The sequence below is a fragment of the Streptosporangium sandarakinum genome, from assembly GCF_013409935.1.
In the GTDB taxonomy this organism is placed as follows: domain Bacteria; phylum Actinomycetota; class Actinomycetes; order Streptosporangiales; family Streptosporangiaceae; genus Streptosporangium; species Streptosporangium nondiastaticum.
Map to the genome: position 1 here is coordinate 349,991 of NZ_JACCCO010000002.1, position 17,115 is coordinate 367,105.

15 protein-coding genes, 1 tRNA gene and 1 pseudogene are annotated in these 17,115 nt (G+C 72.8%); 10 read left to right on the forward strand and 7 right to left on the reverse strand.

The genetic code is table 11. The features are described from left to right. Window positions 1-18 precede the first annotated feature (18 nt). From HDA43_RS20250 to HDA43_RS20260, 3 genes are all read left to right on the forward strand, one after another. Window positions 19-978 (forward strand): quinone oxidoreductase family protein, encoded by a 960-nt coding sequence (locus HDA43_RS20250; protein WP_179824044.1) that lies wholly within the window; start codon window positions 19-21, stop codon window positions 976-978. A gap of 120 nt (window positions 979-1,098) precedes the next feature. Further along, entirely contained in the window at window positions 1,099-1,932 is an 834-nt protein-coding gene (locus HDA43_RS20255) for a patatin-like phospholipase family protein (RefSeq protein WP_179824046.1), read from the forward strand. A gap of 16 nt (window positions 1,933-1,948) precedes the next feature. After that, complete coding sequence (locus HDA43_RS20260) at window positions 1,949-2,983, forward strand: 1-acyl-sn-glycerol-3-phosphate acyltransferase (RefSeq protein WP_179824048.1); 1,035 nt, start codon at window positions 1,949-1,951, stop codon at window positions 2,981-2,983. Window positions 2,984-3,103: 120 nt separating this feature from the next. Here the strand turns inward: HDA43_RS20260 and HDA43_RS20265 are convergent, their stop codons facing one another. Together HDA43_RS20265 and HDA43_RS36745 are read right to left on the reverse strand one after the other, a co-directional pair. Then, window positions 3,104-5,674, reverse strand: coding sequence for an NACHT domain-containing protein (locus tag HDA43_RS20265; protein WP_376770524.1), 2,571 nt, complete (start codon window positions 5,672-5,674; stop codon window positions 3,104-3,106). A gap of 255 nt (window positions 5,675-5,929) precedes the next feature. Further along, window positions 5,930-6,562, reverse strand: a pseudogene (locus HDA43_RS36745) (NACHT N-terminal Helical domain 1-containing protein); the annotation flags it as partial. Between HDA43_RS36745 and HDA43_RS35205 the strand changes: the two are divergent. After that, window positions 6,507-6,932 carry an alpha/beta hydrolase fold domain-containing protein gene (locus HDA43_RS35205; protein ID WP_312873467.1) on the forward strand — a complete coding sequence of 142 codons (426 nt, stop codon included), beginning with the start codon at window positions 6,507-6,509 and terminating at the stop codon, window positions 6,930-6,932. The pseudogene HDA43_RS36745 and the gene HDA43_RS35205 sit on opposite strands and share 56 nt — an antisense overlap. 56 nt (window positions 6,933-6,988) lie before the next feature. On the opposite strand, the gene HDA43_RS20275 is transcribed toward HDA43_RS35205, so the two are convergent. From HDA43_RS20275 to HDA43_RS20285, 3 genes are all read right to left on the reverse strand, one after another. Then, the gene (locus HDA43_RS20275) at window positions 6,989-8,479 is read right to left on the reverse strand and encodes a cobyric acid synthase (RefSeq protein ID WP_179824052.1); all 1,491 of its coding nucleotides are present in this window, start codon (window positions 8,477-8,479) and stop codon (window positions 6,989-6,991) included. A 121-nt stretch (window positions 8,480-8,600) separates the two neighbouring features. Beyond that, a complete protein-coding gene (locus tag HDA43_RS20280) occupies window positions 8,601-9,593 on the reverse strand; it encodes a cobalamin biosynthesis protein (protein ID WP_179826257.1) in 993 nt (330 codons plus the stop codon). A gap of 43 nt (window positions 9,594-9,636) precedes the next feature. Then, a complete protein-coding gene (locus HDA43_RS20285) occupies window positions 9,637-10,437 on the reverse strand; it encodes a phosphotransferase (RefSeq protein ID WP_179824054.1) in 801 nt (266 codons plus the stop codon). A gap of 219 nt (window positions 10,438-10,656) precedes the next feature. Between HDA43_RS20285 and HDA43_RS20290 the strand changes: the two genes are divergently transcribed. Next, window positions 10,657-10,733, forward strand: a tRNA-Arg gene (locus tag HDA43_RS20290). A 60-nt stretch (window positions 10,734-10,793) separates the two neighbouring features. Here HDA43_RS20290 and HDA43_RS20295 read toward each other — a convergent pair. Then, entirely contained in the window at window positions 10,794-11,219 is a 426-nt protein-coding gene (locus tag HDA43_RS20295) for a DUF4259 domain-containing protein (RefSeq protein WP_179824055.1), read from the reverse strand. A gap of 343 nt (window positions 11,220-11,562) precedes the next feature. On the opposite strand from HDA43_RS20295, the gene HDA43_RS20300 reads away from it, so the two are divergent. The 4 genes from HDA43_RS20300 to HDA43_RS20315 all read left to right on the forward strand — a co-directional run bounded on the left by HDA43_RS20300 (window position 11,563) and on the right by HDA43_RS20315 (window position 14,928). Then, the gene (locus tag HDA43_RS20300; protein WP_179824056.1) at window positions 11,563-12,306 is read left to right on the forward strand and encodes an SDR family oxidoreductase; all 744 of its coding nucleotides are present in this window, start codon (window positions 11,563-11,565) and stop codon (window positions 12,304-12,306) included. Between the two features lie 206 nt (window positions 12,307-12,512). After that, a complete protein-coding gene (locus HDA43_RS20305; RefSeq protein WP_179824058.1) occupies window positions 12,513-13,691 on the forward strand; it encodes a low temperature requirement protein A in 1,179 nt (392 codons plus the stop codon). A gap of 177 nt (window positions 13,692-13,868) precedes the next feature. Next, window positions 13,869-14,639: an SDR family oxidoreductase gene (locus HDA43_RS20310; RefSeq protein ID WP_179824060.1), complete on the forward strand. Its 771-nt coding sequence runs from the start codon at window positions 13,869-13,871 to the stop codon at window positions 14,637-14,639. A 70-nt stretch (window positions 14,640-14,709) separates the two neighbouring features. Further along, the gene (locus HDA43_RS20315; RefSeq protein WP_179824062.1) at window positions 14,710-14,928 is read left to right on the forward strand and encodes a hypothetical protein; all 219 of its coding nucleotides are present in this window, start codon (window positions 14,710-14,712) and stop codon (window positions 14,926-14,928) included. 23 nt (window positions 14,929-14,951) lie between these two features. On the opposite strand, the gene HDA43_RS20320 is transcribed toward HDA43_RS20315, so the two are convergent. After that, on the reverse strand, window positions 14,952-16,076 hold the full coding sequence (locus tag HDA43_RS20320) for an IS630 family transposase (protein WP_179824064.1): 1,125 nt from the start codon (window positions 16,074-16,076) through the stop codon (window positions 14,952-14,954). A gap of 101 nt (window positions 16,077-16,177) precedes the next feature. Here HDA43_RS20320 and HDA43_RS20325 point away from each other — a divergent pair, with 101 nt between their 5' ends. Next, window positions 16,178-16,954, forward strand: coding sequence for a class I SAM-dependent methyltransferase (locus HDA43_RS20325; protein ID WP_179824066.1), 777 nt, complete (start codon window positions 16,178-16,180; stop codon window positions 16,952-16,954). Window positions 16,955-17,115: the final 161 nt, after the last annotated feature.

Consider the following 17,115-nt stretch of genomic DNA (forward strand, 5'->3'; position numbering starts at 1 on the left):
CCCGAGGAGTCGAGCACGATGCATGCCATAGTCGTCCGTGCCACCGGCGGCCCTGAGGCCCTGACCTACACCGAGCACCCCGACCCCGTGCCCAACCCCGGGGAGGCGCTGGTCGACGTCGCCGCCGCGGGCGTGAACTTCATCGACGTCTACCACCGGATGGGCCGCTACCCCCTCTCCCTGCCGTTCGTCCTCGGCGGCGAGGGCGCGGGCACGGTCACCGCGGTCGGCGAGGACGTCGAGGGCGTCTCGGCCGGTGACACCGTGGCGTGGTCCAACGTGATGGGGAGTTACGCCGAGAAGGTCGCGGTGCCGGTCTCCCGGCTGGTCCGGGTGCCCGAGGGGGTCTCCGCCGAGGTCGCGGCGGCCGTCACCCTGCAGGGGCTGACCGCGCACTACCTGACCCACTCGGTCTACGAGGTCAAGCCCGGCGACGACGTGCTCGTGCACGCCGCGGCCGGGGGCGTGGGCCTGCTGCTCGTCCAGATGGCCAAGCTGCGCGGCGCCCGGGTGATCGGGACGGTCTCCACCGAGGAGAAGGAGAAGCTGGCCCGTCAGGCGGGCGCCGACGAGGTGCTTCGCTACGAGGGCTTCTCCGAGGCGGTCCGCGACCTGACCGGCTCCGGCGTTCACGTGGTCTACGACGGCGTCGGCGCGGCCACCTTCGACGGCAGCCTCGCCGCGCTGCGTCCGCGCGGGATGATGGCCCTGTACGGCCAGTCCAGCGGCCCGGTCCCGCCGCTGGACCCGCAGGTCCTCAACCAGCGCGGGTCCCTCTTCCTGACCCGGCCCGCCCTCGCCCACTACGTCGCCACCCGCGAGGAGCTCACCTGGCGGGCCTCGGACCTGTTCGACTGGGTGGCCTCCGGGAAGCTGAAGGTGCACATCTCCGGCCGCTACCCCCTCGCCGAGGCGGCCAGGGCCCACGAGGACCTGGAGGCCCGCCGCACCACCGGCAAGCTCCTGCTGCTCCCCTGAGCCCCCGCGCGCGGCCGGCCTCGGGGCCGGACGCGGATCCACAGGTCCGGAGTCCGTCCCGGCGGTCAGGCGCCGCCGGGACCGCCGCGTGGGGCGCGCGCCGGGTCTATCGTGTGGGGCATGAACGTGGACACGGCGTTCGTGCTGGGCGGCGGAGGGGTGCTCGGCGCGCACGAGGTCGGCATGCTGCGGGCGCTGGACGAGGCGGGCGTCAAGCCCGACGTGGTCGTCGGCACCTCCGTCGGCGCGCTGAACGGCGTCATGCTCGCCGCCGACCCCGCTGCGGCCGTCGCCCGGCTGACCTCCCTGTGGGAGTCGGAGGCGGTCCGCACCGCCTTCGGAGGGTCGTGGATGACCCGGCTGTCCACCCTCGCCAGGAGCGGCACCCACCTGCACTCCGCCGCGCCGCTGCGCGGCCTGCTGGCCGGGATGCTCCCCGTGACCCGCATCGAGGACCTGGCCGTGCCGTTCCAGTGCGTGGCCGCCTGCGTCGAGCGGGCCACCGCCCACTGGTTCACCGAGGGGCCGATCCTCGATGCGGTCCTCGCCTCCTGCGCCGTCCCCGGACTGCTGCCGCCGGTCCGCATCGGCGGCGACCACTTCCTCGACGGCGGGCTGGTCCACAGCATCCCGGTGGGCCGCGCCGTCGCCCTCGGCGCTCGCCGCGTCTACGTCCTGCACGTCGGCCGGATAGAGCGGCCCCTGGTCGCCCCGCGCCGGCCGTGGGAGGTCGGCCTGACCGCCTTCGAGATCGCCCGCCGGCACCGCTTCACCGAGGAGATGACCGCGCTGCCCGACGGCGTGGAGGTGCACGTCATGCCCGCCGGCGCCGAGGCCAGGCCCGGTGTGGACCTCTCCCAGCTGCGCTACCGCGATTCATCGCGCATATCTGGGTACATCGAGCGTGCGTACCGGGCGTCGTCGGAGTATCTCGCCCGGCGGTCGTCCGCCTGAGCAGAAGGAGGGGCCGGTGCTCCCTCCCCGCATCGTCCGCCGACTGGTCCTCGCGCCCCTGGTGGTGGTGCTCGCCGTGGCCGCGCTGGTCACGCTCCCGGTCTGGCTGCTGGTGGTCGCCGCGGCCTCGCTGCGCCTGCCGCCCCCGCAGCGGCGGGGCACCCGCCTGGTGTGGTTCGCGGTGGCGTGGCTGACGCTGGAGACGATGGCGCTGCTGGCCTGCTTCGGCATCTGGGTGGTCTCCGGGTTCGGCGGGCGGCTCAGCCGCGACGAGTACGAGGACCGCCACTACGCCCTGATCAAATGGTTCCTGGGCCGGGTGTACGGCGCGGCCGAGCGGATCTTCGGCCTGCGCGTCCTCATGGAGGTGCCCCCGCCCACCCCGGGCGAGCTGTCCCGGCGCCTGACCCGCCCGGTCATCGTGCTCGCCCGGCACGCCGGCCCCGGCGACTCCGTCCTGCTGGTGCACCACCTGCTCAGCGTGTACGGCAGGCGTCCCAGGATCGTGATGAAGGCGGCCCTGCGGCTCGACCCGTCCCTGGACGTGCTGACCGGCCGGGTTCCCAGCGCCTTCGTCCCCCGGGGCTCCGGGGCGGGCGGCGTCGTCGCCGAGATCCGCCGGCTGGCCGCCGGCATGGACCCCGACGACGCCCTGGTGATCTTCCCGGAGGGCGGGAACTTCACCCCCAGGCGGCGGGCGAGGGCCATCCGGCGCCTGGAGAACAAGGGCCTGGCCGAGGAGGCCGCCGGCGCCCGCCGCCTCACGCACCTGCTCCCCCCGCATCCCGGCGGGGCCTTCGCCGCCATCGACGCCTGCCCCGCCGCCGACGTGGTGTTCGTCGCCCACACCGGCCTGGACGACCTGGTCACCCTCGGCGACCTCTGGACCAAGCTGCCCACGCACGCGGAGGTGCGGGCGACGTGGTGGCGGGTCGACGCGGACGACGTCCCCCGCGACCGCGAGGAGCAGGTCCGCTGGCTCTACGACAACTGGGCGCGGATCGACGCCTGGATCACCGCGAACCACCGGGCGCCGGCCGCCGAATCCTGAGAGCCGTCCCGGCCCGGCGGATCCGACGCTCCGCCCCGGGCGGCGTCACGGGCCGACGGCGCGACGGGCGGAGTTGGAGCGCCGGTCGTCCGGCCCGGCCGCCGTGCCCCCTCGGTGCCGTTAGACGCGCCTGATCCGTACGCTCCGGTCCAGGAGGTGCAGGTTGCGCAGCTCCTGACCGGATCCGGCCGTGATCCGGAGCCCCCGCCTGCCCGCCAGCGGCGCCAAATCGAGCACGGGGGCCGCACCCGCCAGGCTGAGGTGGCGCAGCGAGCCCACCTCCGCGAGTGGCCCGAGATCCCTCACCCCGGGGCAGTCCGCGAGGTAGAGGTCGCTGAGCCGGGGAAGGCGGGCCAGCGGCCCGAGGTCGGAGACGCCCGTGGCCTGCAGGGTCAGAGTCTCCAGGTTCGGCTGCCGGGCCAGCGGGGTCAGGTCCGTCACCGCGGGACAGCCCGACAGGGTCAGCGTCCCGAGATCCAGGGGGTCCAGAACTCCCAGATCGCCGAGGCCGATCGGGTTCAGGAGGTGGACTTCCCGGATGGTCCGATGCCCCACGGCCAGAGCGGTGAGCCCTCCGTCCGCGTCCACATCGCGGAGACTGACCCAGGTCAGCTCGGAGAGATTCGCGAAAACCGCGGGGTCCCGCAGATGGCGCGCTCCGTGCAGGCCCAGGAAGCGAAGGCCGGTGTGCCGGGCGACCGGGCCGAAGTCCCGTACCGGCCCTACGTCCCGCAGGAAAAGGAAGTCGAGCCGAGGCAGGGCGTCGAGGAAGGCCAGGCTTCCCCCGAAGTCGTGCTCCATCAGGTTCAGACGCCGCAGCTTCGGCATGTGCGCGAGGAACCTCAGGTCCGGGGAGCGTCGCGGCGCCAGCCAGATGTGCAGCCATTCGAGGTCCGGCTGGAACGTCAGGCCGTCCAGACCGCCGTTCCCCACGGAGTCCAGCACCAGCGTCCGCAGCGGCGGCGTGGACCGGAGGAACCCGAGGTCACCGGGGACATGGCAGCTCACCTGCAGTTCCCTCAGCCACTTCACATGCCGCAGGCTGTCCAGCAGGCGCGGATTGCGCACCGTCAGCGCCGCCTCGTCGGAAGACGCCCCCGCGAGGACCTCCGCCGCGTACCGGTCGGGTTCGAAGTAGTCCCATCCGGTGGCCAGTTCGTCCCGTACCTCCCGTCTTTGATCCGTCCGGTACCCGGCGAGTCTGCGCAGCCCTTCCTCCCCGTTGACCAGCCAGCAGGTCCGCACCGTCGCCACCGCCCGCGCCTTCGGCAGGCCGCGCACGTCGTCGGGGAGGCGGCGCAGCACCTCCTCCCCGGCGAGCGCGAGCGTCCTCGCCTCGGCCTCGTTGCGCGGCGGGATCACCGCGGCGAGGCAGCCCTCCAGGCGGTCGCGCAGGTCGCCGGGGAGTTCCTGGATCGTCTCCAGGCAGCCGGCGACCAGCAGCCGCAGCCGCCTGCCGTACCGGTCCTCGGCGTCGATCCGGTCGAGCAGCCCGCGCAGCAGATCCCGCCGCACGGGCGCGTTGGCGTGCCCGGCGGCCATCACCACCGTCTCGCGCCACTGGTCCAGGTGCGCGCGCTCCACCAGTGGCTCCACGTCGGCGTCGTCAGCGGCCTGCTTGGCGGCGAGATACTCCTGCACGGTCCGGTGCACGAAGTCGATCCGGCCCGGCACCGGCTCCCGGATCACCCCGCTGCGCTGGAGCAGGTGGTCGAGCACGGCCTCGGCGGTCGCCTTCACCCGGGGCATGGTCCGGATCTTCTCCTCGACCCGTCGCAGCGCCGTCGTCCTCGCGAGCTCAGAGCGGCCCCACACGGCGAGCTGCCAGGCGAGGTCCTGCAGGATGCGGATCTTCTGCTCGGCTTCGAGGGCGACCTCGGCGGTGATGCCGCGCTCGGCGTCCCGGCGTTCCAGCAGCAGCTCCAGCGCCGCCGCGTACAGGCCCATCCGGTTGCGCGGCAGCTGCTTGCCGCGGTCGAGGTTCAGCGCGCACAGCATCGCCGCGAGCAGCGGCGTCGCGGCGAGCGCCCGCAGGTGCGGGCCGCCCTCGAACCGGGCCAGCAGCGCGCCCTCGTACTCGTCCAGCCGCTCCGGCGGGCACGGCAGGCTCGGTGACCCGCGCATCGCCGCGTGCCACTGCCGTACCAGTTCCCGCAGGTCGGACGGGGTCATCGGCTCCAGCGTCACCGAGGAGAAGCCCTCCTCGGTCAGCCAGCGGGCGTCGGCGGCCGCGGGGCGGGAGGTGACGACGGTCCGGGTGCCGGGGTAGGCGGCCAGCAGGTCGGCGAGCCACCTGCGGACCGCGGGGCGGTGCCGTACGGCCAGCTCGTCCACCCCGTCGACGAGCAGCAGCGCCCGTCCGGCGTCGAGCACCCGGTGCGCCCACCCGGCGGGCATCCGACCGGCCACCGGACCGGCGACGTCCGCGAGGAGGTCCTCGGGCGCGGGCAGGTCGCCGGAGGGGTGGCTGCGGAGCTTGACGACGAACGGGACGGAGCCGTTCCAGGGCTCCAGGTCGCCGGAGAAGCCGCCGCGCGCCGCGGTCACCGACAGCCAGCGCAGCAGCGTGCTCTTGCCGGACCCGGCGTCGCCGCGCAGGAGGGTGCGCCGGGACCGGCCGAGGGCGCTCTCGACACGCAGGGTCGCCGGTTCCGCCTCGGCGGCCGTCCCGGCCAGCTCGGCGAGGCGCATCCGCTCCGGGACGCGGCGGCGCGCCTTCGCCTCCGCCGAGACGCCGAGGCTGATGTAGGCGACGCTCAGGGTGGCGCGGGGCCGGTAGTTCTCCACGCGGACGCCGAACAGCTCGACCTCGTCGAGGGTGCGGCTGAGGTGTTCGAGGTAGCGGCGCTCGAACTCCGCGTCGTCCTGGGTGCCGCAGGGCGCCTCCAGGGAGCGGGCGGGCAGCCGGGCCAGCGCCGCCGAGACGTGCTGCCCGAGGGCGGCGATCTGCTCCTCGACGGACGACAGGCGGCCGAGGGCCTCGGTGGCGGCCCGCGGCAGGTACTGCGGGAGCTGCTGGATGATCCGGACGAGGCAGTCGAGGCACTCGTCCAGCAGCACGTCGTACAGCCGTCCCCCGGCCTCGCCGAGTTGCCGGGCCGGGTCGGGCAGCCCGGCGCGGACGGCCTTGGCGAGCTTGATCGGGTCCATGTCGGCCGCCAGGACGGCGCCGTCGGTCAGGTCGGCGGCTTTCAGGGTCGCCAGCACCTCGTGCAGGACCGCCGCCCGGTCGTCCTCGGTGAGCCCGCCGTACTCCCGTTCGACGAGTGCCGCCAGCCGCCGCTCCACCCCGTCGGCGATGGCCTCCAGCTGCCGTTCGAGGCTGCGCCGGACGAACCGGTCGGGGAACCCGCTGCGGATCAGCGTCGTGAGGTCCGCCTTCCGCTCCGTCCCGTCCGCCCGCGCGGCCAGCCCCTCCCGTACGGCGCGCTCGGCGACGGCCTTTCCCGCCGCGGCGACGACGGCTTCCAGTCCCGGCATCCCGCTCCTCGGCAACGCTGTGCAGTTCGCGTACCAGGATCGCGTGAAATGCCGGGATCCGCAGGGGTCCACGGAGATCTCCGGTGAAAATCCGATCATCGCCGGGCTCCCGCCTCGTCACGCGGCGGGGGCGGTCGCCACCATGGCCGCGGCCCGCGACGCGGGCCTGCCGCAGCCGGCGGGCGCCGTCGTCCTGTCCCCGTGGGTCGACCTGACACTCGGCGGGCAGAGCATGCGCACGAAGGAGGGCATCGACCCGATCTTCACCCGGGAGGCGGTCCAGGCGTTCGCCACCCGCTACCTGGCCGGTCAGGACTCCGCCGATCCGCTGGCGAGCCCGGTGTTCGCCGACCTGCGGGGCCTGCCCCCGCTACTGGTGCAGGCCGGCTCGAACGAGCTCCCGCTGGACGACGCCGTCCGGCCCGCCGGGCGCGCCGGCCCGCGCGGGACCGCGACCCGGCGCGCGTGACCGGCCCACCCCTGACCCGCCCGCCGGGTCCGGTCCCGGCGCTCGCGGCGGCCCCGTCACGGCGCTCCCCGGACACCGCCCGGCGGCAGGATCGGCAGGCCCTCCGGGGCTCCGTGTTCCAGGAGCCGGAGCAGGGCGCCGGTGTCCAGATGGTGTTCGACCAGGTCGCCCAGGGCGTCCAGCCGTTCCTCGCGCAGCGCGGCGAAGGAGACGTCCGGGGCGGGCACGAAGTCGCGGCCGGTCACCGCCGCCACGTCGGCCAGGAACGCCCGGCGGAAGCCGTCGTTCTCCAGGGCGCCGTGCCAGGTGGTGCCCCAGACGGTGCCCGAGCGGCAGCCGTCGAGGAACGGCTCGCCGCCCTCGGCCGTCACGACCCCGTGGTGGATCTCGTAGGCCATGACGGGGCAGCCGTACGCCGCGCCGACCGGCCGGCCCAGCGTCTTGTCCGGGGCGAACACCACCGTCGCGGGCAGCAGGCCGAGCCCCTCCACCCGGCCGGCGCCGGACTCGACGTCGTCGTGGATGGTCCGGGCGAGCATCTGATAGCCGCCGCAGATCCCCAGCACGGCCCGGCCGGGCAGCGCGGCGGCCAGGCCGGTCGCGCGCAGCCAGGCCAGGTCGGAGACCGTGGCGCGGGAGCCGGGCAACACCACCAGGTCGGCGTCGTCCAGCTCGGCCGGAGAGGTCACGAAGCGGACCGTCACCCCGGGCTCGGCGGCCAGGGCGTCGACGTCGGTGAAGTTGGAGACGCGCGGCAGCCTGACCACCGCGACGCGCAGGGTCTGCCGGCCGTACGGCGCACGCGTCCCGATCGCGGGACGGTTGTCCAGGGCGAGGGAGTCCTCGGCGTCCAGCCACGCGCCCTCCAGCCACGGCAGCACGCCGTAGACCTCCCGGCCGGTCAACTCCCTGATCATGCCGAGGGCCGGTTCGAGGAGCTCGCGGGCCCCGCGGAACTTGTTGACCACGAACCCGGCGATCAGCGCCTGGTCGGCGGGCTCCAGCAGGGCCACCGTCCCGTACATCGCGGCGAAGACCCCGCCGCGGTCGATGTCGCCGACCACGACGACCGGCAGGCCGGCGGCGCGGGCCAGGCCCATGTTGGCGATGTCGCCCTCGCGCAGGTTGATCTCCGCCGGACTGCCCGCGCCCTCGCAGACCACGACGTCGTAGCGGGCGCGCAGCCGCTCCAGCGCGTCGACGGCGACCGTGCGGAGGTGGTCCTTGAGGTCCCGGTACTCCATCGCGTCGACGTCGGTCAGCGGCCGTCCCATGACCACGACCTGGCTGCGCCGGTCGCTGCCCGGCTTGAGGAGGATCGGATTCATGTCGGCCGCCGGCTCCAGGCCGCACGCGGCGGCCTGCATCGCCTGCGCGCGGCCGATCTCGGCGCCGTCGGCGGTGACGAAGGAGTTGAGCGACATGTTCTGCGCCTTGTACGGCGCGACCTTGACCCCCTGGCGGGCCAGCCAGCGGCAGACACCGGCGGTGACGACGCTCTTGCCCGCGTCGGAGGTGGTCCCGGCGACCAGCAACGCGCCCTTCACCCGCGCACCTTCCCGTCTCTTCCGTCCGTTCCCGCCCGGACCGCCCTGCTCGTCGTCCGGCCGCCGCTCATGATCCGGCCGCAGTCCGTCGCCCGATCGCCGCTCATCGTCCGATCGCCGCTCATCGTCCGATCACCGCCCGGCTCGCGAGCCGTCCCTTCGCCGGTCCGGTACGGCGGGCGAGCAGCGCGGCGGCGGCCAGGCCCGCGGCGGCGAGGTTCACCACCCGTGCCAGCCGTACGGACCTGCGGATGTCCGCGACCGACGGCTTGGCGCCGTCGCCCATCTCCGGACGGTGTTCCACGCGTTCGCCGTAGACGTTCACGCCGCCGAGCGTGAGGTCCAGCGCCCCGGCGAAGGCCGCCTCGCACCGGCCCGCGTTGGGGCTCGGGTGGCGGTGACCGTCCCGGCGCAGCACGGCCGCCGCCCGCCGGGCCGAACCGCCGGCCAGCGGGGCGGCGAGGACCGTCAGCAGCCCGGTGATCCGGGCCGGGACGTAGTTGGCCACGTCGTCGAGCCGGGCCGCGGCCCAGCCGAACCGCTCGTAGCGCGCGTCGCGGTGGCCCACCATCGCGTCGAGGGTGTTGACCGCCCGGTAGGCCAGCAGGCCCGGGATCCCGGCGACCGCGCCCCAGAACAGCGGCGCCACGACGGCATCGGAGGTGTTCTCCGCGATCGACTCGACGGTGGCCCGGGCCAGCCCGGACTCCTCCAGCCGGGACGGGTCGCGCCCGCACAGGTGCGGCAGCCGCCGCCGGGCCCCGGCGAGGTCGCCGGACTCCAGCAGCCCGGCCATGGCGGCGCCCTCGCGTCCCAGGGTGGTGCCGCCCAGCACCGCCCAGGTCGCCGCCGCGGCCAGCGCGCCCCGGACCCGCGGGTCCGGCGTCCGGGCCGCGGCCAGCCCGAGCAGCGCCACCGGGCCCACGCAGGCGGCGACGTAGCGGATCCCGGCGGGGCGGGCGTCACCGTACAGACGCCTCTCCAGCGCGGCGGCGGCCCGGCCGAACACCGCCACCGGGTGGCCGCGCCGGGGGTCGGCGAGCAGCGCGTCGAGGGCGACCCCGGCGAGCACGCCGAACGCCTCGGCCCGGCCGGGCCGCACAGGGCCGGGCATCCGGGAGAGCGCGCGGCCGAGGGCTCCCGGGGCGGTGCGACGGTCAGAGGAGATGGGCATCGAGTTCGTCCTGATGGGTGTCGAGCCAGGCGAGGGCCCGGCGGATGCGCTCCCCCGCGCCCGACTCCCACATGCGGGCCCAGCCGCCGCCGGCGGTGACGGCCCGGGTCCGCATGACGTGGTAGGAGCGGCCGAAGCGCAGGCGGGCGAGGTCGAGCAGGCGGCGGCGGTCGCGGGGGGCCAGGCCGTACGCGTCGCAGAACAGCCGCAGCCGGGGGCCGACCGGCAGGGAGCGCTGGAGCGGCTCCAGGTCCAGCGGGTCGGCGAGCGGAGCCCAGTGCCGCAGGGTCGTCACCACGTCGAACAGCCGGGTCGTCGGCCGGGCCAGGTCGAAGTCGATCAGCGCCGCGGGCAGGCCGTCGCGGAAGATCACGTTGTCGAGGTTGACGTCGCAGTGCCCGACCAGCTCCGGGGCCGCGTCGTCGTTGGACCCGGCTTCCCATACGGCGCGCGGTGACGGGGTGAAGCCCGCCGCCGCGTCGTGGAAGCGGCGCAACAGGACCGCCAGGGCTGTCAGCGCCTCGTCGGTGAGCGCGTAGCCGGGCAGCGGCCTGGGAGCGGAGTTGCCCTCGACGTAGGAGAGGATCTCCCGGCCCCGCTCGTCCGTTCCCAGCGCCCGGGGCGCGCCGTCGAACCCGGCGGCCTCCAGATGCCGCAGCAGCGCGTGGACCGCGGGCGTGGACGGCCGGGAGGGCCTGCGGACGGTCTCGCCGACCCGGACCACCCCGTAGGTCACGTCACCGCCCAGCAAGGGGATCTCCTCGTGGGCCGTGACAGCGAACATGGCATACGAGGGTAGACCCGCCCGCGGGCGGGCGGGAACGCGCTCGTGCGAACCCACCCGGCCGCCCGGCCTCTGCGCGGTTCCGCCTTTCCGGGCCCGCCGTCGCCCGGATGGCGCTTACCGCGCCGGGCGGTTCGAGGATCCCCTACAGTGATCCTCACAACACAGCCTGATAACTGATGCGTGACCGCTTCCTGAATCATGCACAATTAGGCGGGAGCGCCCTTAGCTCAGCTGGATAGAGCACCGGACTTCTAATCCGACGGTCGCAGGTTCGAATCCTGCAGGGCGCGCCACCAAGACCAGGTCATCTACCGTCCGACCTGGTCTTTCTCATGTGGCCGCTCCCGCTCTCCTCAGCCGGCGGCTCCCCGCGTGAGAGCGGCGCGCAAAGGTTCGATCTCCGCCAGGAACGAGCGGCCGTCATCAGCCTCCTCCCACAGCTCCCAGAGCTCGGAATCCTCGCCCAGAACACGGTCCAGCGCACGCAGCGCGAGCGGCACGAGGTCGTCGGAAAGGCCGATCCCGCCGCCCTCCCGCAGGAAGTCCGGCGCGTACGCCGAAGTGACCGGCGGACCGCCGCAGCACTCGGCCGCGACGATGGCCGCCGCCGCCACCGCCGCGGACCCCTCGTCCACCTCCAGATAGTCCACGGACTCCGCGGCACCGAGCAGCGCCTGCCGGACCACGCCCGCCCGGTCCTCCGGACCGGCGTCACCCAGCTCCCCGCACCAGTCCGCCGCCGAGTCGTTGTCGAAAGGACCGCTGTCCCAAGCACCCACGCCGCTCACTCCTCACCCGAAGGATCACATGCCAACGAGGCGTCAACGTACAGGCCGGGACCGACATCGCCGGCGGGGACGTTTCGGCTCCGGGGCGACCGTCGGGGACGTGCCCGCCGTCATCGGCCGGTGAACGGCGGCGGTGAGGGCATGCTGGTCTCGTCGCCATCGACCCCGGACAGGCGAGCGGACCAGGGGGCCGGGAGACCAGGTCGTTCGTCCGGCGGGAACCTGTCACGAACCGGGGGATCATCCGGTCGCAGGGGATGAGCGGGCCCTTGGCGTCCGGGTCCGCGGGGGAGGCGGCGCGTGCCGTCATTGCGAGAGCGGGGAAGGTCATGAAATGAAGATCGCTGTCATCGGTGGGACCGGCCTCATCGGATCCAGGGTGGTCGGGATCCTGAACGCGGGCGGGCACGAGGCGGTGCCGCACTCGACGTCCACCGGCGTGGACCTGCTCAGCGGGCGGGGCCTGCCCGGGGCGCTGGCGGACGTCGACGTCGTCGTCAACCTGACGAAGCCGCGGACCTTCGACGACGCCTCCCCCGCCTTCTTCCGCAGGACCATGGACAACCTGCTGGCCGCCGCCGATGCGGCGGGCGTCGGTCACGCGGTCATCCTGTCGATCGTGGGTGCCGACCTGGTGCCCGATCTGGTCTTCTACCGCGCGAAGGTGCTGCAGGAGGACATCCTCAGGGCCGGGCCCGTGCCGTACTCGATCGTGCGTTCCACGCAGTTCTTCGAGTTCGTCGACACGGTGCTGTCCTGGACCTCCGACGAGCGCACCGTACGCCTGCCCACTACCCTCCTGCAGCCCATGGCCGCGGACGACGTCGCCCGGGCCGTGGCCGACGTCAGCGTGGGCGTCCCGCTGCGGGGTACCCTGGACGTCGCCGGTCCCGAGGTCTTCGCGCTCGACGAACTGGGCCGGATCACCCTCGCCGCCCGCGGTGACCACCGCGCGGTCGTCACCGACGACCGCGCCGGCATGTACGCCGCCGCCTCGGGCGACGCCCTCATCGCCAAGGAGAGCGCCGTCATCGCCGGGACCACCTATCGGCAGTGGCTCGCGCGTCACGCCGGATGATCCACCGGGGCTTCCGCGCCGGGTGAGCGCCGCGGCGCGCCCGGCGCGGGTTCCGCGCGTTCCCCGGCGGCGAGCGCGCGATCCCGGTGCCGCGCCGTCACAGAGCGGAACGCCGCCCTGTCTATCTTCAGGATGACCGTACGTTGCGAAACGACAGGAGCAGGACCTTGCCCCCAGGAGGCACCACGATCCGGATCCGGACCCGAATGAGCGCCCGTGCCGTCGACGAGCCGCACCGCGTTTCGAGCCCGCTGGAGCTGCTGTTCGATCTGACCTTCGTGGTCGCGGTCGCGGCCGCCACCGCGCAGTTCGCACACGGCATCGCCGGCGGTCACGGCCTGGCCGGGCTGGTGCCGTTCCTTCAGGTGTTCTTCGCGATCTGGTGGGCGTGGATGAACTTCACGTGGTTCGCCTCGTCCTACGACACCGACGACATCCCCTACCGGCTGCTCACCATGGTGCAGATGGCCGGTGTGCTGGTCCTCGCCGCCGGCGTGCCCGCCGCGGCGGGCCACTCCGACTATGGGGTCATCACGCTGGGCTATTTCCTCATGAGGATCGGGCTCGTCGTCCAGTGGCTGCGGGCCGGTCGCGAGGATCCGGAGGGGCGCCGTACCGCGTTCCGCTACGCCGGCGGCATCACCTTCCTGCAGGTGGGCTGGCTGTCGCGGCTCGCTCTCGTGGAGACGGGAGCGCTGCCCCCGTCCCTGGGCCTGCCGTCCTTCGTCCTCCTGGCCGCCCTGGAGATCGCGGTGCCGTGGTGGGCGGAGCGGGCCGGGTCCACCAGCTGGCACCCGCATCACATCGCCGAACGCTACGGCCTGTTCACGATCATCCTGCTCGGTGAGAGCGTCCTGGCCGCGAGCAGGGGGGTCGAAGGGGCGCTGGAGGCGGGCGAGGTCGGCGGACGCCTCGTCGTGATCGCCGTCGCCGGTCTCCTCCTGCTGTTCGCTCTCTGGTGGCTGTACTTCCTCGGCCCGGCGGGCGACGGTCTCAGCGACCACCGCCGGCGGTCCTACCTGTGGGGGTACGGCCACTACGGCATCTTCGCGGCCCTGGCGGCCCTCGGCGCCGGGCTCGAAGTGGCGGTGGAGCGGAGCGGGCACGACGTCGCGGTGTCGCCGATGGCGCTCGGCTACGCGGTCGCCGCCCCGGTGGGTGTGTACCTCGCCCTGCTGTGGGCGGTGAACGAGCTGGTCGGCGCCGTACCCGTCCTCTTTCCCGCCACGGTTCCGGGGTGCGTCGTCGTCGTCCTGGCGCTGCCGCTCGCGGCGCCCTGGATCGGCGTGGCCGCCGTGGTAGGAGCGATCGCGGCCGTCTGCGTTCTGCTGGTCGCCGTCACGATCTGGGCGGCGAACGCCGGGGCCCGCGCCGGAGCCCGGTGAGGTGACCGTCCTCCGCCGTGCGGGGGCGAACGGGCGGCAAAGGTTCCGCTCGCCACCGATGACGCGTCATAGGCCCGGGAAGAATTTCGCGGTGGCCGTCACAAACCCGGAGGCTGCCCGGTCTCAGCTGGCGACCGGGTGGCGACAGGGCGGCCCGGCGGACGGAAAGGGAACACGATGATGATCGTGGTGGTCGGCGGAACCGGCCTGATCGGGTCGAAGCTGGTGACGAGGCTGGGCGAGCACGGCCACGAGGCGGTGGCGGCGGCGCCGGGCACCGGCGTCGACACGCTGACCGGCGAGGGGCTGGCCGAGGTGCTGGCGGGCGCGCAGGTGGTGGTCGACGTGTCGAACTCGCCGTCGTTCGAGAGGGAGGCGGTGCTGAAGTTCTTCGAGACCTCCACGGGCAACCTCCTCGCGGCGGAGGCGGCGGCGGGTGTGGGTCACCACGTCGCGGTGTCGATCGTGGGAACGGAGCGGATGCCGGACAACGGCTACTTCGCGGCGAAGATCGCCCAGGAGCGGCTGATCGAGAAGTCGGGGGTCCCGTTCTCGCTCGTGCACTCGACCCAGTTCTTCGAGTTCGCCCGCGGCATCGCCGACGAGGCCACGGTGGACGGCAAGGTGCACATCGCGCCCGTGCTCTTCCAGCCCATCGCGGGCGACGACGTCGCCCAGGCGGTCGGCCGGATCGCGGTGGGGTCGCCGCTGAACGGCAGGACCGAGATCGCCGGGCCGGAGCGGTTCCGGATGGACGAGTTCTTCCGCCGGGCGCTGGTCGCCTGGGGCGACCCGCGTGAGGTGGTCACCGACCCGCACGCGCGCTACTTCGGCAGCGAGCTGAGCGACCGGTCGCTGGTTCCGGAGGACGGCGCCACCCTCGGCGCGATCCGCTACCACGACTGGCTCGGCGGCGCCGCCACCGGCGAACAGGCCGACGGAAGGTGACCCCGCGTCCACGCCGGGATCACCGGGATCACCGGGATCACCGGGATCACCGGGATCACCGGGAGGAATGATGAGCGTTCCGAGCGGCGGAAACGACGTTCTGCACGAACTCGAGGCCGAGGTCGAGGCGGAGGTGATGCGGGCCGAGGCCGGCCGCCCGGAGGACGTTTCCAGCCTGCCGGTCACCGACTGGCTGTTCGATCCGACGGACGTCGAACGCGAGGAGATCGGCCTGAGGTCCGCTGGGCGCGACCAAGGCGCTGGAGGACGCGCCCCGGCCCGGCGGTGACGGCCGGACGGTCTAGTGCCGCATCAAGCAACGTTTGCCCTGTTGACGACGGCGCGTAGACGTCGGTCGTCGGCGTGGCGGTTTCGCCAGATGATGTAGCGGCGGATCATGCTGCCTTGTTCTTTGTGGTCGGCGTGGTCGGTGCCGTCGAGGGTGAAGTAGCGCAGGGCGGTGAACTGGGCTTCGATCCGGTTGAGCCAGGAGGAGTTCGTCGGGGTGTAGGCGATCTCGACGTTGTTTGCTGCGGCCCAGGTGCCGACGCGCTGGCATTTCTTCGTGGTCAGGTGTGGGGAGAAGTTGTCGCAGACGATCGCGATCCGTACTGTTGGCGGGTAGAGGGTGCGGCAGAACTCCAGGAACTGGGTGCGCCGCTTGACCGGCTTGATGTGTCCATAGAGCTTGTCCTTGGCCAGGTCGAGGGCTGCGAACAGATGCCGCACTCCGCCGTAACGGTTGTAGGTCGCCCGCCGGCGTCGACGCGGTTCGTGGGCAGGGTCCTTCTGCTTGCCGTCGCGCTCGGCCCACTGCCGGCCCGGGTGGGGCATCAGATTGAGCGGGCCGAACTCATCCATGCAGAAGACGACGTCGGGCTCACCGTCCTCGGGTGTGACCTCACCATCGGCGATCGCGTAGAGGTGTTCGACGCGGGCCTTCTTGGCTGCGTAGTCCGGATCGCGGGAGGTCTTCCAGGTCTTCAGGCGTTGAAACGAGACGCCTTCCTCGTGGAGCAGGATGCGCAGGCCCTCGTGGCTGATGTCGTCGACCACCCCCTCGGCGACCAGGAAGTCCGCCAGCTTGGTCAGGCTCCAGGTCGAGAACGGCAGGTCGTGCTCGGTCGGCTTCGACTTGGCGATCTTCTTGATCTCGCGCCGCTCGGGCAGCGTGAACGTTCTGGGCCGGCCGCCGGAGTACTTCGGATACAGAGATTCGAAGCCGTCGGTGTTGAAGTTGTGGATCACGTCCCGGACCCGGTCGTCGCTGGTGAACGAGACCTCGGCGATCCGCGCCGCTGGCATGCCCTGAGCGGACAGCAGCACCATCTGGGCCCGCCGCCAGGTCACCACCGACCCGGTGCCCCTGCGGATGATCCGCAGCAGCCGTTCTCCCTCAGCATCATCAATCTCACGCAAACGCACCGGTGCGGCCATGCCCGCATACTGGCTGGTTTCCCGGACGGCGTTATAGCAGTATGCCCACAAGATACTGAACAGAGCACTCTTATCTGCCTGAAGCGTCACCGAAGGAACACATGGACACTGGCTTCGACAACACCGCCTGGCGCTACGGACCGCTGGCAACCCTGTTCTACGAACTCGACAAGCCGATCGGCACCTCGTTCGGAGACGTCGAGTTCTACGCCGACCGCCTGCGGAACGTGTCCGGCCCCATCCTGGAACCCGCCGTGGGCACCGGCCGAATCCTGATCCCCCTGCTCGAACAGGGACTGACCGTGCGCGGCTACGACACCTCGGTCTCCATGCTGGAACAGTGCCGCGTCAACTGTGCCCAGCGAGGTGTGAAGGCCGATGTCTTCGAGGGTGACATGACCACGCACCACGACCCCGGCGCCTTCGAAGCGATCGTGATCCCCACCGGGTCCTTCGCCCTGCTTCCCGACCGTGAAAGCGCGCAGACCGCACTCACCGTCATGCACGAAAACCTGGCTCCAGCAGGCCGGCTGATCGTCGACATCGAACCTCCGTCCGCGGGCACAGCCCCCGACAACGGACCGGTCCCCCACCAGTGGAGTGGCAGCGATCTCGTCACCCTCACCACCTGGCGCACGCACGTGGACCCGGTGGCCCAGCGCACCACCCGCTGGCTTCGCTACGAAGCCTGGAAGGACGGCACCCTGACACGCACCGAGCTCCAGATTTTCTCCCTGCTGTGGTTCGGGCTGGCCGAGTTCACAGCCATGCTGCACCAGGCGGGCTTCGCAAATGTCAGCGTCCACGGCGGCTACCGAGCAGGCACCGCACCAACAGCCGCAGACGACGTGTGGACCTTCGAGGCCACCCGTACATAGCGCGCCTGCCCTCACCGGCAAGCCGCCCGGGCGAACGTTGCTTGATGCGGCACTAGATTCTGTTCTTCGAGTGACCTCGGGGCGGGAACCGGAACCGGTTCCCGCCCCCTTCACTTCCGGTGCTCTCGCCGCCTTCAGCGCGCGGTGGTGAGCGGAAACGC

Bases quoted from the DNA above. Each gene is read 5' to 3' on its own strand.
- HDA43_RS20250 (WP_179824044.1), top strand. From the start codon at position 19: ATGCATGCCATAGTCGTCCGTGCCACCGGCGGCCCTGAGGCCCTGACC.
- HDA43_RS20255 (WP_179824046.1), top strand. From the start codon at position 1,099: ATGAACGTGGACACGGCGTTCGTGCTGGGCGGCGGAGGGGTGCTCGGC.
- HDA43_RS20315 (WP_179824062.1), top strand. From the start codon at position 14,710: ATGAGCGTTCCGAGCGGCGGAAACGACGTTCTGCACGAACTCGAGGCC.
- HDA43_RS20300 (WP_179824056.1), top strand. From the start codon at position 11,563: ATGAAGATCGCTGTCATCGGTGGGACCGGCCTCATCGGATCCAGGGTG.
- HDA43_RS20265 (WP_376770524.1), bottom strand. From the start codon at position 5,674: ATGCGCCTCGCCGAGCTGGCCGGGACGGCCGCCGAGGCGGAACCGGCG.
- HDA43_RS20310 (WP_179824060.1), top strand. From the start codon at position 13,869: ATGATGATCGTGGTGGTCGGCGGAACCGGCCTGATCGGGTCGAAGCTG.
- HDA43_RS20305 (WP_179824058.1), top strand. From the start codon at position 12,513: ATGAGCGCCCGTGCCGTCGACGAGCCGCACCGCGTTTCGAGCCCGCTG.
- HDA43_RS20320 (WP_179824064.1), bottom strand. From the start codon at position 16,076: ATGGCCGCACCGGTGCGTTTGCGTGAGATTGATGATGCTGAGGGAGAA.
- HDA43_RS20325 (WP_179824066.1), top strand. From the start codon at position 16,178: ATGGACACTGGCTTCGACAACACCGCCTGGCGCTACGGACCGCTGGCA.
- HDA43_RS20280 (WP_179826257.1), bottom strand. From the start codon at position 9,593: ATGCCCGGCCCTGTGCGGCCCGGCCGGGCCGAGGCGTTCGGCGTGCTC.
- HDA43_RS20285 (WP_179824054.1), bottom strand. From the start codon at position 10,437: ATGTTCGCTGTCACGGCCCACGAGGAGATCCCCTTGCTGGGCGGTGAC.